Raw genomic sequence first — 20,759 nt, forward strand, 5'->3', positions numbered from 1 at the left:
CTCAGGCCTCCGCTCCTGCAGAAGGAATAAATCCACTTTTGATAACCTGCCAGGCGGCCAACGAATCCGCATCGAAAGTGCCTGCACGACTAAAAGTCAGCATCATCAGATGGGTTTCAGTTTTTGCTATTAACAATTTTTGAACCACCATTACGCCCTGATTTTCAAAACGCATTGCGACTTCTCGCGCAGATAGCTCGCCGAAAAACGTTTCTTCTGTCTCTTGTGCAGCAAACTTTTTCATATCGCGCTTCACTTTTGCCAACTGCTGCTGCAGATAATTCTCTTCTTCGCCTTCTTTAACATCCCATGCACGGGTTACTACCAGCGTGGCACGCGTTTTCGGCAGACGGAAAATCGTAATGCTCTGATCCTGGACCGCTTCAGGCAGCGTCAGCGCTCCTTCTGACAAAATATATTTCATGTGTTACTCCCTTTTTTGTCGAAGGCCTGAAGAATTTCATAACCGATAGTGAATGGCGTAGGGTCTGGCGTATCACCGGCTTTTGGCTCATTAATATTGAGATCGAGCGTACCGCCAGTGTTGATCTGCCCATTTCCAGTCGCGTTGATCTGGAACTGATCGCACTGCAACGAAATCGTGCCGTTGGGATCGAGTGTCAATACGCTGCTGCCCGAGACAAAGCTAATTCCTTTCCCGGATGCTATTTGCAGACCATCCTGTGCCCACAGCTGGTAATCACCGCCGACCAGTTCATTACGCGATTTTTGAGTATTCTGTACGTAAGTGCCGCTGACTTTGCTGATAAAGTCCTTATCAATCGCGACCGTTTGATTACCCCCTACCGTGTGGGTTTCATCATTTTTGATATTGGTATCCATATTCTTCTGCGCCTGGATCCACACCTGCTCCTCGCCCGCCTTGTCTTCAAAGCGCAGCGCGTTGGCGTTGTCCGGATTGCCGTCCTTGGTGCGGCTCAGAAAGCCCATCTGCGTGGCCGCTGCCGGCAGCGCCCATGGCGGCATGCTCGCCTCGTTGTAGACCCGCCCCGTGACGATTGGCCGATCCGGGTCGCCGTTGATAAAGTCAATCACCACCTCGTCGTTCACGCGCGGGACCTGCACGCCGCCATACCCCTGGCCCGCCCACGCGCTTGACACCCGCACCCAGCACGAGCTGGTGTCGTCGCCCTTCGCCAGCCGGTCCCAGTGGAACTTCACCTTGATGCGGCCATATTTGTCCGTCCAGATAGATTCGCCCTTCGGCCCCACCACCTTTGCCGTCTGCGGCCCGTGCGTGCGCGGCCACGGCGTTTTCGGCGGCGCGCGGAACGTCACCTCTGACGGGATAACCTCAATGGCGATGTTGTGCTTCGTGCTGCCGTCACTGCCGCTGGCGTAGCGGTTCTCCTCGAAGTCGTAGTACGCACTCACCGTCAGGTACTCGCCGTTGTCGCTGAAGAACGGCGCGTTCAGCAGCGTAAAGGTGCTGCCCGGCGCCAGGCCCAGCGCGGTGCCCACGGCGCTGATTTGCTGATGCTCCACCTGCCACACTTCCTGGCGGATTCTGGCATAAAACTCGCCGTGGTCGTGGTCAACGAAGTGCCCCGGCCAGTCGTAGACGTCAATCTGTCCCGGTACCGGCGACGCCGGGTTCTGCCGCGCCTGCAGCATCCACGCGTTCGGCTTGCGGAAGTCGTAGTCGTCGATGCTGTAGATGCCCGGCGTCACGCTGTCCTGCAGCTCCCAGACGCTGATGCCCTCCTCGCCGGTGCTGCCGCCGGACGGCGTGGCGTGGTACGGAATGACCTCGTAGCCCGCGAACGGCTGGTGCTGCCGCGCGCTGTCCGCCAGCACCATCGTGTGTTTGTCCATCTCGTGGCGGAAGCCGTAGTAGATGCCCTCCAGCTCCATCAGGCGGCTGATAAAGTCGAAGCTGCTCTCCTGATACTGCACGCAGTAGTCCCACACGCGGTAGCTGCCGGTCAGCCTGTCCTCCACCGTCACGCCGTACTCGCCCAGCAGGGTTTTCAGTATCTGCACCACCGTCTGGCCCTGGAAGATGCGCAGGTTGCGGTCGCGCTTCATCGGCCACAGGTCCGGCTCCATCACCAGGCGATAGACCGCGTAGCGCGTGCCGCTCAGCTCCTGGCTGTAGACGCCCGCCTGGGTGATTTTGCCGTTCAGGTAGCGCGTGGTGGTTAATCCCTGCGTGGGGATGCAGACGGTTATCGGCTGGCCCAGCAGCGTTTTGCGGTCAATGCGCGCGTCGGTGCTGAGCAGCTCCACGGTCAGCTCAAAGGATTCGGAAAGCCGCTCGCGGCCGCTGAGCTTCCAGAACAGCAGACCCTCGACCGGCAGGAGGACGGTGATACGATCAAACATAATTTTTTCCCGGACTGGCAGGCCCGGCGAGGCCGGGCGGGTAAGATTTTTGGATCGAGCAATAATATTGTTAGCAGCCTAAAATTCGTTTTTTATAAGTAACCTGTCGACTGGGCATGCATTCCCATGCCGTGATATAAAAAACAGGCAGCCAGTATAAATAAGGACAATCAGTAACGCCTTCGCCATAAAAAATCAGTATTTTTTAAATTTAGCCAGAAAACACCACTTAGAATAAATTACTTAAAATTAAAACTCAATGTTGCCAAAATAATTTCCACACAACGCTTATTAGCTTCAAAATTATAGCTTTTATTGGTTCGGTGCTGCCCTACCAGCTCAACATAACACCATACGCCTGAATAGTTAAAAATATAGCTTTGATAAAATGCACGCATTTTATCTTTTTCACTATAAACCTCACCAGTACAGGTGGTTATTTTACCCAGCCTGTCATTAATATCATTGGGGTAATCTTCCAGCTCGTTTGCTACAAGCGTTACAGAATCATCGTGCTGATGAAAACGTGCCGTTGACTTATTAAAAGCGTTTTCTACTGAATAGCATTCCGATGCAGAATAGAAGTAAAAATTAATCACACCATAATTTATACCTTCTATCGTATGATCAACAACTATTCGATTTTCAGCGATAGTTTTTGCATGCCAGGACAAGGGGATTTTAAAGGCGCTTTCGCCGCCAAGATCAACTGAAGTGAGTAATTCAGCTAGTGGTAAATTACTGCGGTGCAAAAGATCCCAGCTAACTACCGTAAAATAAATATCATTCGCAAGCGCGGCATAGTCACGTGAGGCACAGGAGGCTTTCAGCAAAAAATAATTTCCGCCGCCTTTATCCCTGTTATAATCCTTTTGCACAGTAAATCGGGATATTACCTCATCACCGGAAGAGTGCGTTTTAACGGTTAAAACATCGGCAAAAATACCATTCTCGGCAGCATTACCGACCAGACGCCGGTGCAGAACTTTTTCTCCCGTCAGCGCGAGTTTTTTAAACAGCCAGTCAGACGCATTCATTTCCCACTGACAGCGCTCATAGGCTACCCAGACTTCCAGGTACGGTGATTCATCAGTAGTGAAATAGCGGCCAATATTTGTTAAGCCCGTTCCGGGGAAAGCCATCGGTTCCAGCTCTGCTGGTTTGATATTTTTTGGCAATACAACCCAGTAGTGCAGCATTTCCTGTTCGGAAGAAGTATAAAGACACTTCCAGAAATGTTGTTGCATCTCTTCCTTAGTCAAATCTGAAGAAACAGGAAAAGCATAGTTAACTTCAATATCCATAGACTATCTCCCTTCTGGTTTAAGGCGTAAACCAAACTCCGTAAAGCATCAATACGGCGCCGAAAGAGACTGCACATTTGGCAAACAGAAGCAGGCCAGGAGCCAGCTTGCTGGTAACTGGTGAAAACTTTTTGTAATTCTCGAAATTATGTTCCTCGTGAAACCCCATAATTCGGCTAAATATGGTCGATATTGCTGTGACCAGGAATCTCATTCCCCACACCACGATAAATGATGCGCCAGTCTCCTCCATTAAATCCCCGGCAGCGTCATTAGTAAAACCGGGAATAATAGCCACCAGAAGCTTAAGAAGAAAACCTAGTGCAATAATCGCGACAAATACACCAATCAGGCCCTTACCCGCACCTGTTAATGATTTTTTCCCGTAAGAGACGTTACCGCGCCAGACACAATAAAGCGTCACAGCTAAAAAAAACAAAAAAGCTATCATTTTCATAAAATACCAGCCCCATACTAAATTTAGTCGCCGATTAAAACTGTCGCACAGCCGTCGATAATAACACCATCGCCATCGCCGCTTTTCTCGGCATCATCTGAATTATCATCTTTACCAAAGAACAACTCACGCAATGGCTTAACGAATATTTTCAGGTCAAAACCCGTTCCTAACCCCAGCCAAAAAGCAAATTTACCGCTGGCTTTTAAGTTGATTGAATGATCAGTGTTATCCTTGTAAGCGGCTAAACTCGCTGAGGTGCCTATTGCTCCCAGATTTACTTCCGCTCTTGCACTTCCTATCACGATTCCATACAAGTTAACTTTCCGCTCAGCTTCTTCTTTAACTGCCGCTGCTTCTATGCCGCCTTCAAGATTGATTCCGTAACGCCCTTGATTACCGGTGTAAACTTCAGCGACTAGTTTCGTTTCGGCAGTTGCCAGAGTAACGCCAGCGCTGGCAGAGCCATATAGCGTATTTTCTTTCCCGGCTGAGCCTGTAATACTATATTGCATGCCTGTTGCTTTCGCATTGGTATTGATGCCATAAATATTGCCGCCGCCGTTATAATAAGAGCCGCTGGCATTAGCCTGGCCTATCTTATTTTTTAGCTCACCTTTTAACAGGCCGTCGCTGTCAACAGCCCTCAAGGTCAAATCTTCAAGAACAAATCCTGTCGAAACAGTATCGTAGCTCCCATCGCTGGAACCATCTTCCAGGCTGGCGTAAGCCCCTAATATACGAGCATCATAAAGATCGCCATGTAGCATCCCATCTTCACCAGCTTTCCTGGCCAGCGAACCGCCCCAATACTGCGGCGGCGCAGGCTTGGGTTTTGCTGCAGCGGCGGCGCCGCACTGCGTTTTATCGCCCATACGGGCCAGCGAAACACCATTAACCAGTACGCTACCTGAACCGCCGACGATAATGCCGCTGCCGTGCTGTGTACAGGAGAATGAATCTCCTTTCCGCGCGGCGGGGAAACCGCCAATAATAACATCCGGGCTTCCAGACTGAATTGGGCCACTATGCGCCGCTTTATCTATAGAGGCTCTGGCCGCAGGCTTACCCATGCTTATGTTCCTTATCCTGAGCCACTAACTGTTAATTTTTACCATAGCGCCTTTAATATCGGTGACGTTGGTTCCGTTAATGCTCACCGTACCATTTGCTTTCAGCTCGGCATTTTTCCCGTCACCCAAACTAGTCAACTCATTACCTTTAAATAGCGCCTGTTGCTCACTTTCAGCATGGATACTCCCCTTATTTACCTGAATTTCGATAGAATCCGGGGAAATCAAAATATAGTTATCTTTAACCTTTAGCTTTATGCTCGTATTTGCCTCAAGCAGCGCGTTGCCTTCCTTGTCCATAGTAAGCACCGTCTCGCCTTCACCAACATTAATGACATGCCTGCTACCCGTATTGCTTAGTGCATTTTCGCCAACGTTAGCCTGACGATTGCGTTTTATCGTCACTTTTTCATCACGACCAACAGTTTTTAAACGATCTACGCCCACATGATGCGTTTCGCAGCTTTCGACTTCGGTATCCATATTTTTTTCTGCATGGATCCAAATCTGCTCGTGGCCCGCTTTATCTTCAAAACGCAGCGCGTTGGCGGTATCTCTGTGTCCATCTTTACTACGACTGTAGAACCCCATCTGCGTGGCCGCTGCCGGTAATCCCCACGGCGGCATGTTTCCTTCGTTATATACACGCCCGGTTACCATCGGACGATCGGGATCGCCATTGATAAAGTCGATAACCACTTCATCTCCCACGCGAGGAATTTGTATGCTTCCATACCCCTGGCCCGCCCACGCGCTTGACACCCGCACCCAGCACGAACTGGTGTCATCGCCCTTCGCCAGCCGGTCCCAGTGGAACTTCACCTTGATGCGGCCATATTTGTCCGTCCAGATGGATTCGCCCTTCGGCCCCACCACCTTTGCCGTCTGCGGCCCGTGCGTGCGCGGCCACGGCGTTTTCGGCGGCGCGCGGAACGTCACCTCCGACGGGATAACCTCAATGGCGATGTTGTGCTTCGTGCTGCCGTCGCTGCCGCTGGCGTAGCGGTTCTCCTCGAAGTCGTAGTACGCGCTCACCGTCAGGTACTCGCCGTTGTCGCTGAAGAACGGCGCGTTCAGCAGCGTAAAGGTGCTGCCCGGCGCCAGGCCCAGCGCGGTGCCCACGGCGCTGATTTGCTGATGCTCCACCTGCCACACTTCCTGGCGGATTCTGGCATAAAACTCGCCGTGGTCGTGGTCAACGAAGTGCCCCGGCCAGTCGTAGACGTCAATCTGTCCCGGTACCGGCGACGCCGGGTTCTGCCGCGCCTGCAGCATCCACGCGTTCGGCTTGCGGAAGTCGTAGTCATCGATGCTGTAGATGCCCGGCGTCACGCTGTCCTGCAGCTCCCAGACGCTGATGCCCTCCTCGCCGGTGCTGCCGCCGGACGGCGTGGCGTGGTACGGGATAACCTCGTAGCCCGCGAACGGCTGGTGCTGCCGCGCGCTGTCCGCCAGCACCATCGTGTGTTTGTCCATCTCGTGGCGGAAGCCGTAGTAGATGCCCTCCAGCTCCATCAGGCGGCTGATAAAGTCGAAGCTGCTCTCCTGATACTGCACGCAGTAGTCCCACACGCGGTAGCTGCCGGTCAGCCTGTCCTCCACCGTCACGCCGTACTCGCCCAGCAGGGTTTTCAGTATCTGCACCACCGTCTGGCCCTGGAAGATGCGCAGGTTGCGGTCGCGCTTCATCGGCCACAGGTCCGGCTCCATCACCAGGCGATAGACCGCGTAGCGCGTGCCGCTCAGCTCCTGGCTGTAGACGCCCGCCTGGGTGATTTTGCCGTTCAGGTAGCGCGTGGTGGTTAATCCCTGCGTGGGGATGCAGACGGTTATCGGCTGGCCCAGCAGCGTTTTGCGGTCAATGCGCGCGTCGGTGCTGAGCAGCTCCACGGTCAGCTCAAAGGATTCGGAAAGCCGCTCGCGGCCGCTGAGCTTCCAGAACAGCAGACCCTCGACCGGCAGGAGGACGGTGATACGATCAAACATAATTTTTTCCCGGACTGGCAGGCCCGGCGAGGCCGGGCGGGTAAGGATTTATTGCGGAATGGAGGGTAAAACCGAATAGCTAATGCAGGCTCAGCTTTGTGGATTCAGCAGCCACACGCCTTCGCTGTCAACGGTGATGGTCTGGCTACGCGTCTGGCCGTTGTTGCTGACGCTAAAGCGGTAGTCGCCCGGCGGCAGTTGCAGCATAGCGAAACCGTTTGGCGACGGCACCAGCGCCTGCGGATTGCCGTTCATTGCCACTTTGTCGCCCGGCAGCAGCTTAAGATAAACCTGCGCGACAGGTTCCGGCGGCGGTGGCGGTTCAGCCGCCTGCGGCGCAGCGGCCGTTTCTACAGGTTGTGCAGCGGCCGGCACAGCAGAAGAGGCGGCCGAAGCCTTAGCGACTTCCGTTGGCGATGACGCGGCATCCGTACCCGCAGCCGTTGCTGCTGGAGCAGAACTCACAGCCGTTTGCGGTGAATTATCACTACCGCCACCGGCGATTAGCGCGCCGACGCCAATACCCACCAGCACACCCGCCGCAATCAGTCCCGGCACCATAAAGCGCTTCAGGCCAGTTGCTTTCGGCACGGGCTGCTCTTCTTCAGCCACCGGCACCAGCATGGTGCCAGGCCCGCTGACCTTCACCTCATGGATCTCGTTGATATCGCTGGCGGAAAGCTCCATCAGCGCGGCAAACTGATCGACCGTCTGCGGACGATCTTCCGGCTGGAGCGCCAGCGCGCGATCGATAGCATGCAGCAACGGCAGCGAATATCCTTCCGGCTTCAGCTGCACCAGCGGCTTATAGTTATCTTCAATGCTGCGCACCACGCTGACCGGCGGCGGCGAACCGACAATCAGCGTATGCAGCACCGCACCCAGCGCATAGATATCGGTCCAGGTGCCCTGCTCGCTTTCGTTATCGTCGCTGTACTGCTCAATCGGCGCAAAACCCGGCTTAAGCATGGTTTCGGTTTCGTCAGAAAGGTTGCCGATAGCCTTACGCGCCGAACCGAAGTCCAGCAGCACCGGCACGCCGTTTTCCTGAATCTGGATATTATCCAGCGAGATATCGCGGTGCAGGTAGCCTTCGCGATGAATAGTGTTGATGGCCCCAAACAGCGGCGGCAGCAGGCAGCGGATCCAGGCTTCGCTAATCATCTCCGGGCGACGGTTGTGCAGCTGCGACAGCGTTGTGCCGGTATAAAACGCCGTGCCCATATAGGCGGTATCGTTCTGCACCCAAAACCGCAGCACATGCAGCAGGTTGGGATGATTAAAACGCGCCAGCAGCCTCGCTTCCTGAATAAAGCTGTTCAGCCCGGCGTGAAACGTTTTGCTGAAACGTTCGCTGCGCAGCACCAGCGTCAGGTCGTCGTTACGCACCGCCAGCGAGGCGGGCATAAACTCTTTGATGGCGATGGTGCGCTCAAGCTGGTGATCCCAGGCACGGTAAACGATGCCGAAGCCGCCACCGCCAATCACCTCTTTAATTTCAAACTCGTTAAAGCGGTAGCCCACCGGCAGCGCATTCGGAATGGCTCGCGGAATATCTTGTTCTGACATATTGGACAACTCTCTCTAGGGCGCGATCGCCGCAAACTGACACTGAAACTCGCCGTCGTGCAGGGTTACGCGCAGGCGTTGATACTGTTGTTCACGCCGCTGAGCATCCAGCAGTAGCTGGCTCATCTGCGGCAGCAGCGTGTTGGTAAGGATGGCATCGACCATGCGGCCGCCGGATTCTACCTCGGTGCAGCGCTGAACAATACAGGCAATAACGCTGTCATCCACTTCGGAAACGATGCCGTGATTCTGCTCCAGACGGCGCTGGATGCGGTTCAGCTGCAAACGCACAATGCTGGCGAGCATCTCATCGCTCAGCGGATAGTAAGGCACTACCAGCAGGCGGCCCAGCAAGGCTGGTGGGAAGACTTCCAGCAGCGGCCCGCGCAGCGCGGCGGCCAGCGCATCCGGCTCCGGCACCAGTTCCGGATCGGCGCACATGGCACCGATCAGCTGCGTACCTACGTTGGAGGTAAGAATAATCAACGTGTTGCGGAAATCGATATGGCGTCCCTCGCCATCTTCCATCCAGCCTTTATCAAAGACCTGGAAGAAGATTTCGTGCACGTCGGGGTGCGCTTTCTCGATCTCGTCCAGCAGCACCACACTGTAAGGTCGACGGCGCACGGCCTCGGTCAGCACGCCGCCTTCGCCGTAGCCCACATAGCCCGGAGGCGCGCCCTTCAGCGTGGAAACGGTATGCGCTTCCTGGAACTCGCTCATGTTGATGGTGATAATGTTCTGCTCACCGCCGTACAGCGTTTCGGCCAGCGCCAGCGCGGTTTCGGTTTTGCCGACGCCGGACGGGCCGCACAGCATAAATACGCCAACCGGTTTATTAGGGTCATCCAGCCGCGCGCGGGAGGTACGTACGCGTTTGGCAATCAGATCCAGACCGTGACGCTGACCGATAACGCGCTCGTTCAGCGTGTCGGCCAGTTTCAGAACCGCCTCGATCTCGTTTTTAACCATGCGGCCCAGCGGGATACCCGTCCAGTCAGAAACCACGGCGGCGACTACGTTGGCATCTACTGCCGCAAACAGCAGCGGCGCTTCGCCCTGAAGCGTTTTCAGCTGCTGCTGCTGCCCGGCAAGCTGTTGGTGAACGGCAGCAACGTCTTCTGCTTCGTCGTCATGCAGCTGCGCGCGCAAGGCGATAATCGCATCTACCAGCTCGCGCTCGCGCTGCCAGCGGGCGTTAAGCTCGTCACGCTGACTGGCCAGTTCAGCAAGCTGCCCGTCGATTTTCACCACGCGGCCTGCGTCGCCAATGGCTACTTTCGCTTCGCGTTCCGCTATCTCTCTTTCGATCTCCAGCGCGTGAATGCGATGCAAACAGTCTTCCAGCTGCGGCGGCTGAGCGCTCTGGCTGACGGCGACGCGTGCGCAGGCGGTATCCAGCAGCGCCACGGCTTTATCAGGCAGCTGACGCGCCGGAATATAGCGATGGGAAAGTTTTACGGCCGCCGCTACCGCTTCATCCAGTAGCAGCACGCGGTGATGCTTTTCCAGCGGGCTTACGGTGCTGCGCAGCATCAGCAGCGCTTTTTCTTCATCGGGCTCCTGTACCTGTACGGTCTGGAAGCGACGGGTCAGCGCCGGATCTTTTTCGATATATTTTTTATATTCCGCCCAGGTTGTCGCGCCGATGGTACGCAGCTGACCGCGAGCCAGCGCAGGCTTCAGCAGATTTGCGGCGTCGCCGGTGCCTTGCTGGCCGCCTGCGCCAATCAGGGTATGGATCTCATCGATAAACAGAATAATCGGCGTTGGGCTGGACTGAACTTCGTTGATCAGCGCCTGCAGCCGCGCCTCAAATTCGCCCTTCATACCCGCACCGGCCTGCAACATGCCGATATCCAGCAGCCACAGCTGTACGTTCTGCAACGGTTCCGGCACGTCGCCAGAGGCCATACGCAGCGCCAGCCCTTCTACCACCGCCGTTTTGCCGACGCCCGCTTCGCCAGTCAGCAAAGGGTTGTTCTGACGACGGCGCATCAAAATATCCACCATCTGGCGGATCTCTTCGTCGCGTCCGGCGATCGGGTCGATCTTGCCGTCACGCGCGCGCGCCGTCAGATCCTGCGCATACTGCGCCAGCGTGCTTTGCTGCGGCGGCACCGCGCCATCCTGTACAGGCGCTGCGGTAACGTTGGTCTCTTTGCTGTTGCCGAAGACGCTATCGAACTGCTCCAGCAGCGCGTCGGCGCTGATGCGGCCAAACTGCGGAGAAATGCCCTTCAGCACGTTCGCCAGGTTAAAGGTTTTTAGCAGGCCAATCAGCAAATGACCGCCGCGAATTTTCTGCACGCCAAACTTCAGCGAGCCGTAAACCCACGCGCGCTCAACCGCGCTATCGATATGTTCCGACAGATCCGAAACCGCACTGGCTCCACGCGGCAAACGATCCAGCGCTGCCACGATATCGCGCGTAAGCGCCGCTTCATCCAGGGAAAAATAGCGGATCAGCTGTTGCAGATCGCCGTCCTGCTGTTGCATAAGCTGATGCAGCCAGTGCACCAGCTCCACATAGGGATTGCCGCGCAGTTTACAAAAGGCGGTGGCGCTTTCCAGCGAGGTAAATAACAGCGTGTCCAGTTTGCCGAACAGTACGGCGCGGCTAATTTCTGACATGGTGGTTCCAGATAGTTGATGACTGATGGAATAGCATTGCCGTGAAGCAGAGAGAGTGGCCTGTTTACCGGGTAGCAATCTGCTCCGCCGGTTCCGGGCTGAAGGTTAAATCATGCAGCGGTCGGTCTTCTTTTGTATGGCCGAGCCAGCTGTTAAAACCCAGTCGTGACGAATCGCCTGGCCGGATACCGCGCGCGTCGTTCTGCGCTAAAATCAGCCGGAGTTCCCAGACGTATTCAATGCCCAGATATTGACGTACCCAGTCGCGCAGCGCGATTGTCCAGGGTTCGCCAGGCAGAAAGCGGTTATAGGTTTCCAGCGGCATCGGGCCCAGCTCAATACGAAACTTATGCTGCACGTCGCGTACCGCCACGCCCAGAAACATTGACTCGCCCAGCTTTGGCGCGCGTCTTCCCGCCCCCAGCTTTGCCCGCTCGCGGTTATCAATCGGCAGCCAGTGCGGCACGTTTCCCACCAGCTTTACCGGCACGTTGAAATAGTGGCTAAGGATTTTTTGCAGGCCTTCGATATCGCGTCCATGACGAGTCAGATGTCCGGCCACCGCATAGCGCGAGTGGTCGCTCAGGCTGCCTTTTTCCAGCTGGCCCGGCTGGCCCATGCCGATCAGGCTGGCCAGATAGCGATCGAAGCGCTGGTTGTCTTCGCGATCCAGCGACACCGTCGGCTGCGCATCGGCCCAGGCGCGATAGAACAGCAGCGTCAGGCGGTGATGGAACAGATCGGCAAAGGCCGACATGCTGCTGTCCTGATGGTGCGTGATGCGCTCGCGGGCATATTCCGTCAGGTGCGTTGGCAGCGGGCCGTTGGGGCCAAACAGGCCAAAGCTTAAAATCGAGATATCGTGCAGTGGCGTATTGTCACGCGGGGCGGCCTTTGACAGCGTGGCGGGCGCAAAAGCCAGCGACGGCTCCTGACCAATACGCAACGGTTCGTGGCGCGGCAAAGGCGCACGGCCCAGCGGATAACGCTCGCCGCTCTGGGCATCCAGCCGACGCAGCAGCTGAAAGAGATCATAGCGCCAGGGCGCCTGCGTTACCCCTGACCAGAATTCTTCCGGCAGCCGCTGCGCTTTGCGAATTTGCAGCACGTTCATATCAGCGCCCTTTTCCCCATCCGCGCCGGCCAGTAGCCGACCTCGCCGCGCTGCTGGCTGGTTAGCGTCAGCTCGGTAAAGCTGTTAATTGCCACCAGTCTGGCAAACACCTGCTCCAGCACGCTGCCCAACAGCCACGGGCTTGCACCGGAAAACGCCTGCTCGTCAACGCTCAATTCAATGCCGATGCCGCGCGCAAACACAATCGGGCCCGGCTCCGGCACGCGGCGGCTTACCGGTTTAAGCTGGCAATGACGAATGCCTTCAATCTGTCGTGCGACCGGCGCTTCCGCCAGGTTGGCATACAGCCCCAGCAGCTGGCGCAGCGCCGTTGCGCCCTGGCCGTCGTCACTGTCCATCAGGCTTAAATAGTTCATCTGCAAATGGCTGATCAGCCGCCAGGTAGCCAGCCCTTCCGCCAGCGCCGGACGCGGCGGCGTGGGGCCTTTCCGCAACGTCAACTGGCTGACCGGCACCGAGTCCGCCATCATAAAGTTGCCCTGCTCCTGCGCCAGCAGCATTAGAGGCAGATCGCGGCTGGTGCACATCACTTCCGCCGTCAGATGACGTAAATCGTTACGCCACGGCGAATGGCGTTCATCCACCAGCGACAGGAAAACTTCTGAACCAATATAGCCGGTACGCGTGCCGTAGCGCTGCGCCCGTTCCGACAGCGTGCGCTGCTCGCGACGCAGCGAGAAATAAGCACCATAGTCGCCTTCGTCGCGGCTGAACGTACTCCAGAACGGCCTGAATATCTGTTCTTGCTGCTGCCGATCGCCCGTGGCGTAAAGCTTCTTCACCGAATAGATTTCGTAATCCAGCGGGCGGATGTTGTCGACCACCAGATGATATTCATGCACGCTGTCGCTGATTTTCTGCCGCTCCGCCGTTTTCGGAAACAGATTAATCACCGGCGTACAGTGCAGCGCCAGATGGCTTTTATCGATCACTCTTTCCAGCGCCGCGTCGGCCTTGTCGAGCAGCAGCACGATTTCAAACGCGTTTACCTCTGGCCCACAGCGCAGCGGCAGATCGCCCAGGCCGCTGACGCTGACAAACTGGAAGCGCGCCGGAAAAGCAAAATATTCCTGTAGCAGCCGATAGCCGTCGAAGTTGCGCAGATCTTCCGGCAAGAGCGCCTGATCGGCAGCAAAACCTTCCTGCTTCAGCGCGTCGTCGTCCAGCACAATACGCTGTGGGTTTTTCTCTACCGTCTGGCAAAAGCTGCCGACGGTGTGCTGCATTATTAGCTCCAGCAGCTGCTGTGCCTGAATATCGGGGCCGCTTAAGAAAAACATCAGGTCTTTGAAAGTAAGATGGTTTAACGCCACCTCGCTAAAGCATTCCAGCCGAATACGCAGCGCGCTGACCGCGCCGCGCTGGCTCAGTCCCATCCCGGCAAGCGGGATATCCGCAGGTACGCCGCCCAGTTCTACCTGGCTAATCCGCAGCGGTTGCAGCACGACGTCGTGCGCCGTGGCGTAGCTACAGGTGACGCCGCTTTTTTTCAGCGTCTGGCTATCCATCATGGTGCCGCGCGGCACCAGAAAGCCGCCGCTGATATCGCCTTTTTTGCCGTCGGGATGCAGTTCGGCAATCGCCATCGAAGGCACCGGTGACAGATAGTTAGGCGCAATCATCTCCAGCATGCGCTGGGAAAAGCGCGGGAACTCGGCGTCCATTTTTAGCTGTACGCGAGAGGTCAGAAAGGCGAAGCCTTCCATCAATCGCTCGACGTAGGGATCGGCCACATCTATGCCGCTCATGCCCAGCCGCCCGGCGACTTTGGGATAGCGCTCGGCAAACTCCGCCCCCATTTCGCGCAGGTACGCCAGTTCACGGTTGTAATAATCGAGCAGTTTGCTGTCCATGATTACCCTACATCTTTCAGCTCAAAATGGCCGTTTTCTAAATCTAAATCGGTACGAAACAAGAACTCTAACGGATAAGGCACGCACCAGAGCCGCCCTTTAATCTCTATCGACAGCACGTTGTGCAGCGTCAGCGAGCTGGTATCCGACACGCAGCGTACCTGGAGACCCGCAGGCAAAATACGCGGCTCGAAATGCAGAATAGAGTTGGTCAGCTTGCGCTGAATGTCAGTCAGCTCAATATCGGACATGCGCTGTCCGGCCAGCGGCGCCACGCCAAAGTTATAGGCAGAGCGCTGCACGTGCGGAAACGGCGAGAGATCCTGTTGCGCTTCGTTGTTGATACTGTTGAACAACCACTGCAAATCGCGCAGGACGCTGCGCCTTAACGCGTTATGCGAAATAACGCGGCTGCTGGCGGCTTCCTGCTGCTTGTCCGGCGCGTTATCGGTCAGTCTGTCCAGCAGCGACGGCTGCATTTTGTCGCGAGCCGTCATGGTTTCTTTGCCGCGCTGGCGGTAGCCGCCGTGCAGCAGTTCCCTGCCTTCACTCATGGTCGGCTAACGCTCCGGCAAAAACGAGATGCGTCAGGCTCAGCAGCGGAAAACTCAGCTCTGCGCTCAGCCAGGTTTTCTGCCCGTGACCGATAAACTGCTGGTCATCCAGCGGCGTCCATTCCGTCACGCTGGCCATCCGCAGATTGTCAGCAGCCATATCCGTAAACGGATAGCGTACCGGCAGCTGGCAAACCTGTTCGCTACCGTCGGTCAGCGTAACGGCGGCGTGACGCCACACCAGATCGGTCACGCTGGCCGGAGCCTGAAAACGAATCTCGTGGATGGCGGCAAACGGCAGCCAGGTATAGTGTCCGTTGACGATCAGCTCGCAGACTGGCCCAAGACGGCCATCGCCATCAATCAGCCATTCCACCGCCTGCGCGGCGTCCTGCGTCGTAACGCGAGCCGGGCTGGGCTGGGCTGCGGCAAAAGCCGCCGCGCGCAGCTCAACGGCGTCGTCTGCATGCTCTTTACGCAGCGCTTTCAGTAAATCTTCCGCCCAGGCAAACGCCTCACCGGGCATTCTCGGCATCGCCAGGCCATCAAAGACCGCCGCACGCTGGATTTCGCCGGTGATGGTTTGCTCCAGCAGCGTGACCGTTGGCTGTGCCTGCGGTTTTAACGCCAGCCAGGATTTCAGCTGGGTTTTCGCCCGCGGCCAGTGGCCCGCCAGGCAAAGCAGCTGTACAAAGGCCGCGCGCAAATCGGCATCCGCCGGGCGGCTCTTAATGTCGTTTTCGACGCGCGCCAGCGTTTGTGCAAGCGTGTCGCCGGACATCAGTTCAGTCAGAGATTTCATAGCTTTCCTTTGGCGGGCAATCAATTAGTTAAGCGTTTGGTAAGCACCGGCAGCCGGGTCTTTCAGCTGAGGATGGATTTCATCCACCAGCCGGATAGTCAACTTGCCGTTGGTCAGGTATGGCGACCAGACTTTACGCACCTCATCCAGACGCGCTTTTAACGTGCTGGCGTCGCTGGCTTCCTGCTGGCTCATCGCCACCACGACGGTGCCGTCGGCCTGCCAGCCGTTTAGTGTGGGCGCATAAGGCACAATCATCCAGCTTTGCGGCGACCTTTCATCGCTCAGTACCATACGCTCGTTGTTGACGGTGGTAATCTGCATATCGCGACCCGCCGCTTTGCTATTCAGACCAGACACCGGGAAGCCCTGCAAAAAGCTGACCTGCTGCTTTCTGGCCGCGCCTTTGCCCAGCCGCGCAATCTGGCTGTCGCCACTGAGCCAGCCGTCGCTGCCGCAGGTAACGCCACCTTTTGCCGGAACAAACAGCGCGCTGGTCTGGCTATTGCTGTTCCAGTAGGTGCGGAAGTGACAACCGTCCAGCAGGCTGAACTGGATCCACGGCGTGGTATCTGCTGGTGGCGAAAGATCTGCTGGATCGACCGGCGCGGCGGTTTCCGTTACCGGTGCAGCTGCTGGCGCAGTCGGCGCAGTCGTAGGCACTGCTGCCGGCGCTGGCGTAGCAACTTCGATCTTGCTCAGCCAGCCTTCTGCCTTAGCTGCACTACCGTGCGCCAGCGCCGTACCGTTAATGTCGGTCAGCTGCCACTGGAACGAGGCCAGTTTTGCACAGTTTTGCGACATCAGGTTGGCAACCTGCGGCAGCAGTTCTTTGACCTTCACCGGATTTTTATTGCCGTTTGCCACAATACGCAGCGGGATTTCGCGCCTGCACCAGCTGGCAGGCCTCTGGTCTTTGACATTATCAATCCAGACATCCATTTGCAGTGTTTTCGCGTTCACGACGCGGTAATCCTGTGCCCAGGCACCGGATGCAATCAGCAGGGAAAGTGCTGGTAGCCAATATTTCATAATCGTTTCTGAAGGCCTTAATTTAATCACGAAGAGGGAAAAACTGCGCTGCGGCCTCAAGCGAATGCATCAGCGTGGTGTCCTGTGGATCGCCAACCCAAACGGCGACGGCGCTGTAATTGTCCTGGCTGACGGCGGATTGCAGATCGTTTTTGCGGATGACTTCCTGCATCAGCGTCAGCCATTCGTCCGGCGTATTTACCATATGCAGCGACTCCTGCATATTTTCTTGTGATAGCCCATGCCAGAAACCGTCGGTGCAGAGCAGAAAAGCGTCGCCGTCTTCAATCTCTACGACATCGCTATAGCTGGCGTCACGCTCTTCGTCGCCCATGCCAAGCGCAAAGTAAAGCAGGTTGCTGTTGATGCCTTCGGTCTGGTGTCCGGCGTCTTTCATCTGCTGCACCAGGCTGTGGTCGGTAGTGACGTGGTACAGATAGCCGCGACGAAACAGATACAGGCGGCTGTCGCCCGCGTGTGCCCAGTAGGCCAGGTCAAAATCCCTGTCGATAAACAGGCTGACCAGCGTGGTGCCCATGCGCTTGTAGTCGCTGACCGCCTTTTGCTGCTGGCGGATGGCGCGGTTAGCGTCATTGACGTACTGGCGAATGCTTTGCGCATCCAGATGCCGCTCGCCGTCAAAGCGCTGGAGAATGGTGTCGCGCGCCAGCTCTGCCGCGACGTCTCCGCCCGGCAGCCCCGCCACGCCGTCGCACACCACAAAACAGGCCGATCGTTCACCGATGTGCTCGCCGGTCTGATCCTGGTTGCTTTCGCGTGCGCCCTGATGCGACATAGAGGCAATGGTGATATTCATCATTCTTCCGATCTGATTTGAGAATCTTTGTACTGGTTCACTTCCATGTCGTAGGCGTGCAGGAAGGCTTCGCCAAATAAGGTGTGGAAGTCATCCTCGATTTCACCCGCCGTTTCGCCGTAGCGTTTAGTGAAGTGTTCCCACAGCGCGGCTTTGCGGCTGTTCGGTAAAGAAAGACGAGAGATCGCCCCTTCCTCACGCGCTTCTTCTTCCAGCTGCTGCGGGTTAAATGATTGCAGCATGGAGGCGATGATGGCGCGGATCCCGGCGATCATGCCCAGCTGGTGGGCCTGAAGGTCGACCAGCGCATCGCGGACCGACTGCTTCGGCGGCATAAAGCCCGGCATGCGGCTGCCGAACATCTGCATCAGCACTGATTTACCGGAAGGCAGCAGCTTGAACGGGTTATTGGCCTCGTCAAGGATCACCGTCATTTCTGCTTTCACGCCGCGCTTGAGGATGGAGCGTGACGACAGCAGCGCAACGGTGCCCTGCGAGAACATGCTCAGCATTTGGCCCAGCTCCTGCATCGCCTCGCTGTCGAAACGCGGCGTTGGTTGCAGATCGTTAAGCCCCATACCGCCCATCAACGCGTCCAGCAGCTCGCCGTCCAGGCGTTGACCGTTGCCTGCTGTGCTATTTTGCTGCGCGGCCGTATTAGCCACCGGATCGATACGCAGGCGGCCCTTTGGCGGCGGCGTATTGTTGCGTGCGACGGCCTGCGGCGTTGGCAGCGTGATGCCGCCGTAGTCCTGCTGCTGCTGCGCGGCCGGTTGCTGTGCCGCCTCGTCAAACGGCACTGACTGACTACGATTTGCGCTTTCCTCTGACTGCATTGACTGATGGCGGCTGGTGCTTTCATCAAATAACGGTGACTTGCTGAGATCTGCGCTTTCATCGAACAGCGGCGATTTGCTGAGATCCGCACTTTCACCAAACAGCGACGATTTGCTGAGATCCGCATTTTCACCAAACAGCGACGTGCTGCCGAAGTCGGCATCATCCTGCGCGCTTTCTGCAAGCGGTGCACGATTGGCGTTTTCATTAAACAGCGGCGACTTAAGATCTGCATTTTCAGCAAACAGCGGTGACTTGCTGAGATCCTCGCTTTCACTAAACAGCGGTGACTTATTAAGATCTTCGCTGTCACCAAACAGCGGTGACTTATTAAGATCCTCGTTGTCGCCAAACAGCGGTGACCTGTTGAGATCGGTACTTTCATTAGACAGCGGCGAGCTGTTAAGACTGGCGCTGTTATCCTGACGCGGGCTTTGCGGCGCGGCGGCTTTCGGTTTTTCGCTATCCAGCGCTTTTGGCGTTGGCGGCACAAAGGCAGGCTGCGGCTCGTCCAGCGGCGTTAACGGTACGGCGTTGCCCATCATCAGCCCCAGCGGATCGTTACCTCCCGCTGGTGTGCTATTGCCCTGGCCAAACAGCGCCATTGGGTCCAGGCTCTGCTTTTTATCCTGCGGCTGGCTTAGCGTGCCCGGCGTGCTGTCGTCGAATATGCTTTTTTGATCGAACAGCGATTCGCTGCTGAACAGGGAATCCGGCGTACGATCCCGACGATCCAGGTTTAGCGGATCCTGCTTTGCTGCCAGCTGCGCCAGCGGATCGACCGGATTACGATCTTCCGCTTTTTCCGTTAACGGATTAGCGCCCGCTGGCGTTGGCTTGCCGCGGCTGGAAAGACTGTCGGTAATCGAAAATTCTTGCGCAAGGCTGTCCCAGATTTCAGTAGGAATGGCGGCTGGCGCATTTTCTGGCTTCGGTGCCGCGACAGCGGGACGCGCCGCCGGGGCAGGCCTGGCCGCAGGTTGCGCCGAGTGCAGCTCGGTAACCTGCAAACGATAATCATCAATACTGAGGATATCGCCATCCTGCAAATCAACCTGGCGACCGCGCTCCAGCGGAATATCGTTCAGGTGCACCAGCGTGACGTTGCCGCGATTGGTAATGCGGCACTCGCCGTCGGCGGTAATATGCACAATCGCCTGCAAACGAGAGATAGTACGGTCATCGTCCGGCAGCACCAGATTATTATCGGTGCCACGACCGATGGTGCCGCCTGGCGGCAGAAAGTCGCAGCTGCTCTGCGGCGGCAGCTGACCGGGTTTGGTCGCTATTATCGTAAATCGCATCACGTTTTCCTGCGTTGAATGTCGGGCCGCACCGGGAAAGGTTCACCGGCGGGAGTTGAAACTAAAATTTGGCTTATTGTGCCGACACAAAGAACCTGGTCAGGTGCATGACATGAGGGCGTCGCGTCGTGCCTTTTTCCTGTTGTTCAGATCTGCCAGCCGCTTTTAAATGGTTTTGCTAATGCGCGTTAGCGAAGCGTTCCGTCTACGCTGTCGATAACCTTGCCGTCTTTGAAAATATCCAGCGTTAATCCGCCCACATCGTTGTCGACGAAGTAATAGAGATAGCCATTATTTTCAAATTTATATCCGCGGAAGTCGCAAACATCCGGGCAGTTAACATTAACGGTGGAGCCATGCAGAAAAATGCTTTTTCCACTGATTTTGCTTTTTGAATCCAGCGTGACATCATCGCAATCGAGGTTCCCCTCTTCGCACCAGGTGGTAATCCTGGCGATGTATTTTGGGCTATCAAAAATACCAGTGCTCTCAGGATGCGTAGCATAAAAGCGGCGGATTTTCGCTATGCTATCCATTGATGCATCATTCACTCTTTGCGACAGCGCGTTATCCACGACCAGAGAGCGGGACTGCGGATCGTATGCCAGCACCACAGCGACCAGCGAGGTTTCAACCAGCGTGGTGGCGGTATAAATCACCGCAATTTTCACTTCGTTATCACCAGGCGGAGAGATGACTCCAACGCCTTTTACGTCTTCACAAGCTTCGCCGTTAAAGCGTTCAAAGCCAATGGTCGGCAGCAGATTTGCCAGGCTTTCGCCATCGCGCGACCAGCCAATAAAGCAGGCGTTCATATCGGCCCGCAGCAGACCTTTGCCCGGCACCATTACGCCCAGCAGATGACCGTTATCCCGTACGGCAAAGGTCTGCTGGCCGAACGGCTCTGCGCCAGCGATATCCAGCGACAGCGCTTTTTCCGCTAGCGCTGGAGTAAAAGTATCGGCATCCGCTGCCACCAGATGCGGGCTGGCTGCGGCGACGTTGGTAAATAAAGCGAGAGAAAGTAAAACGCGTTTCATGCTGGGTTCCGGTGGA

At 56.5% G+C, this 20,759-nt stretch carries 16 protein-coding genes; all 16 read right to left on the bottom strand.

The window, feature by feature from the left end; genetic code table 11:
* Position 1: 1 nt before the first annotated feature.
* The 16 genes from ACMGGR_RS18195 to ACMGGR_RS18270 all read right to left on the bottom strand — a co-directional run bounded on the left by ACMGGR_RS18195 (position 2) and on the right by ACMGGR_RS18270 (position 20,743).
* Positions 2-424: a DcrB-related protein gene (locus ACMGGR_RS18195; RefSeq protein WP_414147500.1), complete on the bottom strand. Its 423-nt coding sequence runs from the start codon at positions 422-424 to the stop codon at positions 2-4.
* Positions 421-2,346 (bottom strand): type VI secretion system Vgr family protein, encoded by a 1,926-nt coding sequence (locus ACMGGR_RS18200; protein WP_414147501.1) that lies wholly within the window; start codon positions 2,344-2,346, stop codon positions 421-423. The genes ACMGGR_RS18195 and ACMGGR_RS18200 overlap by 4 nt, the downstream gene beginning before the upstream one ends.
* Positions 2,347-2,585: 239 nt before the next feature.
* Entirely contained in the window at positions 2,586-3,650 is a 1,065-nt protein-coding gene (locus ACMGGR_RS18205; RefSeq protein WP_414147502.1) for a hypothetical protein, read from the bottom strand.
* A 19-nt stretch (positions 3,651-3,669) separates the two neighbouring features.
* Positions 3,670-4,107: a hypothetical protein gene (locus ACMGGR_RS18210; RefSeq protein WP_414147503.1), complete on the bottom strand. Its 438-nt coding sequence runs from the start codon at positions 4,105-4,107 to the stop codon at positions 3,670-3,672.
* A 23-nt stretch (positions 4,108-4,130) separates the two neighbouring features.
* A complete protein-coding gene (locus ACMGGR_RS18215; RefSeq protein WP_414147504.1) occupies positions 4,131-5,180 on the bottom strand; it encodes a PAAR domain-containing protein in 1,050 nt (349 codons plus the stop codon).
* Between the two features lie 24 nt (positions 5,181-5,204).
* The gene (locus tag ACMGGR_RS18220) at positions 5,205-7,166 is read right to left on the bottom strand and encodes a type VI secretion system Vgr family protein (protein ID WP_414147505.1); all 1,962 of its coding nucleotides are present in this window, start codon (positions 7,164-7,166) and stop codon (positions 5,205-5,207) included.
* A gap of 90 nt (positions 7,167-7,256) precedes the next feature.
* Positions 7,257-8,735, bottom strand: a complete 1,479-nt coding sequence (locus ACMGGR_RS18225; protein ID WP_414147506.1) for a serine/threonine protein kinase — start codon at positions 8,733-8,735, stop codon at positions 7,257-7,259.
* A 15-nt stretch (positions 8,736-8,750) separates the two neighbouring features.
* Positions 8,751-11,369, bottom strand: a complete 2,619-nt coding sequence (gene tssH, locus ACMGGR_RS18230) for a type VI secretion system ATPase TssH (protein WP_414147507.1) — start codon at positions 11,367-11,369, stop codon at positions 8,751-8,753.
* Positions 11,370-11,433: 64 nt separating this feature from the next.
* Positions 11,434-12,483, bottom strand: a complete 1,050-nt coding sequence (gene tssG, locus ACMGGR_RS18235; protein WP_414147508.1) for a type VI secretion system baseplate subunit TssG — start codon at positions 12,481-12,483, stop codon at positions 11,434-11,436.
* Positions 12,480-14,357 carry a type VI secretion system baseplate subunit TssF gene (tssF, locus tag ACMGGR_RS18240; protein ID WP_414147509.1) on the bottom strand — a complete coding sequence of 626 codons (1,878 nt, stop codon included), beginning with the start codon at positions 14,355-14,357 and terminating at the stop codon, positions 12,480-12,482. The genes tssG and tssF overlap by 4 nt, the downstream gene beginning before the upstream one ends.
* A 2-nt stretch (positions 14,358-14,359) precedes the next feature.
* Positions 14,360-14,911, bottom strand: coding sequence for a type VI secretion system baseplate subunit TssE (gene tssE / locus ACMGGR_RS18245; RefSeq protein ID WP_246761011.1), 552 nt, complete (start codon positions 14,909-14,911; stop codon positions 14,360-14,362).
* The gene (locus ACMGGR_RS18250; protein WP_414147510.1) at positions 14,904-15,713 is read right to left on the bottom strand and encodes a type VI secretion system accessory protein TagJ; all 810 of its coding nucleotides are present in this window, start codon (positions 15,711-15,713) and stop codon (positions 14,904-14,906) included. Before ACMGGR_RS18250 ends, tssE begins: the two co-directional genes overlap by 8 nt.
* 24 nt (positions 15,714-15,737) lie before the next feature.
* A complete protein-coding gene (locus ACMGGR_RS18255; RefSeq protein ID WP_414147511.1) occupies positions 15,738-16,745 on the bottom strand; it encodes a hypothetical protein in 1,008 nt (335 codons plus the stop codon).
* Between the two features lie 22 nt (positions 16,746-16,767).
* Positions 16,768-17,562, bottom strand: a complete 795-nt coding sequence (locus tag ACMGGR_RS18260; protein ID WP_414148993.1) for a PP2C family protein-serine/threonine phosphatase — start codon at positions 17,560-17,562, stop codon at positions 16,768-16,770.
* Entirely contained in the window at positions 17,562-19,703 is a 2,142-nt protein-coding gene (tagH, locus tag ACMGGR_RS18265) for a type VI secretion system-associated FHA domain protein TagH (protein ID WP_414147512.1), read from the bottom strand. Before tagH ends, ACMGGR_RS18260 begins: the two co-directional genes overlap by 1 nt.
* A gap of 188 nt (positions 19,704-19,891) precedes the next feature.
* The gene (locus tag ACMGGR_RS18270) at positions 19,892-20,743 is read right to left on the bottom strand and encodes a hypothetical protein (protein WP_414147513.1); all 852 of its coding nucleotides are present in this window, start codon (positions 20,741-20,743) and stop codon (positions 19,892-19,894) included.
* Positions 20,744-20,759 lie beyond the last annotated feature (16 nt).

Origin of the sequence: Erwinia sp. BNK-24-b (assembly GCF_047456155.1) — a bacterium.
In the GTDB taxonomy this organism is placed as follows: Bacteria; Pseudomonadota; Gammaproteobacteria; order Enterobacterales; family Enterobacteriaceae; genus Erwinia; species Erwinia phyllosphaerae.

Coding starts and splice junctions, on each gene's coding strand:
- ACMGGR_RS18195 (WP_414147500.1), bottom strand. CDS start 424: ATGAAATATATTTTGTCAGAAGGAGCGCTGACGCTGCCTGAAGCGGTC.
- ACMGGR_RS18200 (WP_414147501.1), bottom strand. CDS start 2,346: ATGTTTGATCGTATCACCGTCCTCCTGCCGGTCGAGGGTCTGCTGTTC.
- ACMGGR_RS18205 (WP_414147502.1), bottom strand. CDS start 3,650: ATGGATATTGAAGTTAACTATGCTTTTCCTGTTTCTTCAGATTTGACT.
- ACMGGR_RS18210 (WP_414147503.1), bottom strand. CDS start 4,107: ATGAAAATGATAGCTTTTTTGTTTTTTTTAGCTGTGACGCTTTATTGT.
- ACMGGR_RS18215 (WP_414147504.1), bottom strand. CDS start 5,180: ATGGGTAAGCCTGCGGCCAGAGCCTCTATAGATAAAGCGGCGCATAGT.
- ACMGGR_RS18220 (WP_414147505.1), bottom strand. CDS start 7,166: ATGTTTGATCGTATCACCGTCCTCCTGCCGGTCGAGGGTCTGCTGTTC.
- ACMGGR_RS18225 (WP_414147506.1), bottom strand. CDS start 8,735: ATGTCAGAACAAGATATTCCGCGAGCCATTCCGAATGCGCTGCCGGTG.
- tssH (WP_414147507.1), bottom strand. CDS start 11,369: ATGTCAGAAATTAGCCGCGCCGTACTGTTCGGCAAACTGGACACGCTG.
- tssG (WP_414147508.1), bottom strand. CDS start 12,483: ATGAACGTGCTGCAAATTCGCAAAGCGCAGCGGCTGCCGGAAGAATTC.
- tssF (WP_414147509.1), bottom strand. CDS start 14,357: ATGGACAGCAAACTGCTCGATTATTACAACCGTGAACTGGCGTACCTG.
- tssE (WP_246761011.1), bottom strand. CDS start 14,911: ATGAGTGAAGGCAGGGAACTGCTGCACGGCGGCTACCGCCAGCGCGGC.
- ACMGGR_RS18250 (WP_414147510.1), bottom strand. CDS start 15,713: ATGAAATCTCTGACTGAACTGATGTCCGGCGACACGCTTGCACAAACG.
- ACMGGR_RS18255 (WP_414147511.1), bottom strand. CDS start 16,745: ATGAAATATTGGCTACCAGCACTTTCCCTGCTGATTGCATCCGGTGCC.
- ACMGGR_RS18260 (WP_414148993.1), bottom strand. CDS start 17,562: ATGAATATCACCATTGCCTCTATGTCGCATCAGGGCGCACGCGAAAGC.
- tagH (WP_414147512.1), bottom strand. CDS start 19,703: ATGCGATTTACGATAATAGCGACCAAACCCGGTCAGCTGCCGCCGCAG.
- ACMGGR_RS18270 (WP_414147513.1), bottom strand. CDS start 20,743: ATGAAACGCGTTTTACTTTCTCTCGCTTTATTTACCAACGTCGCCGCA.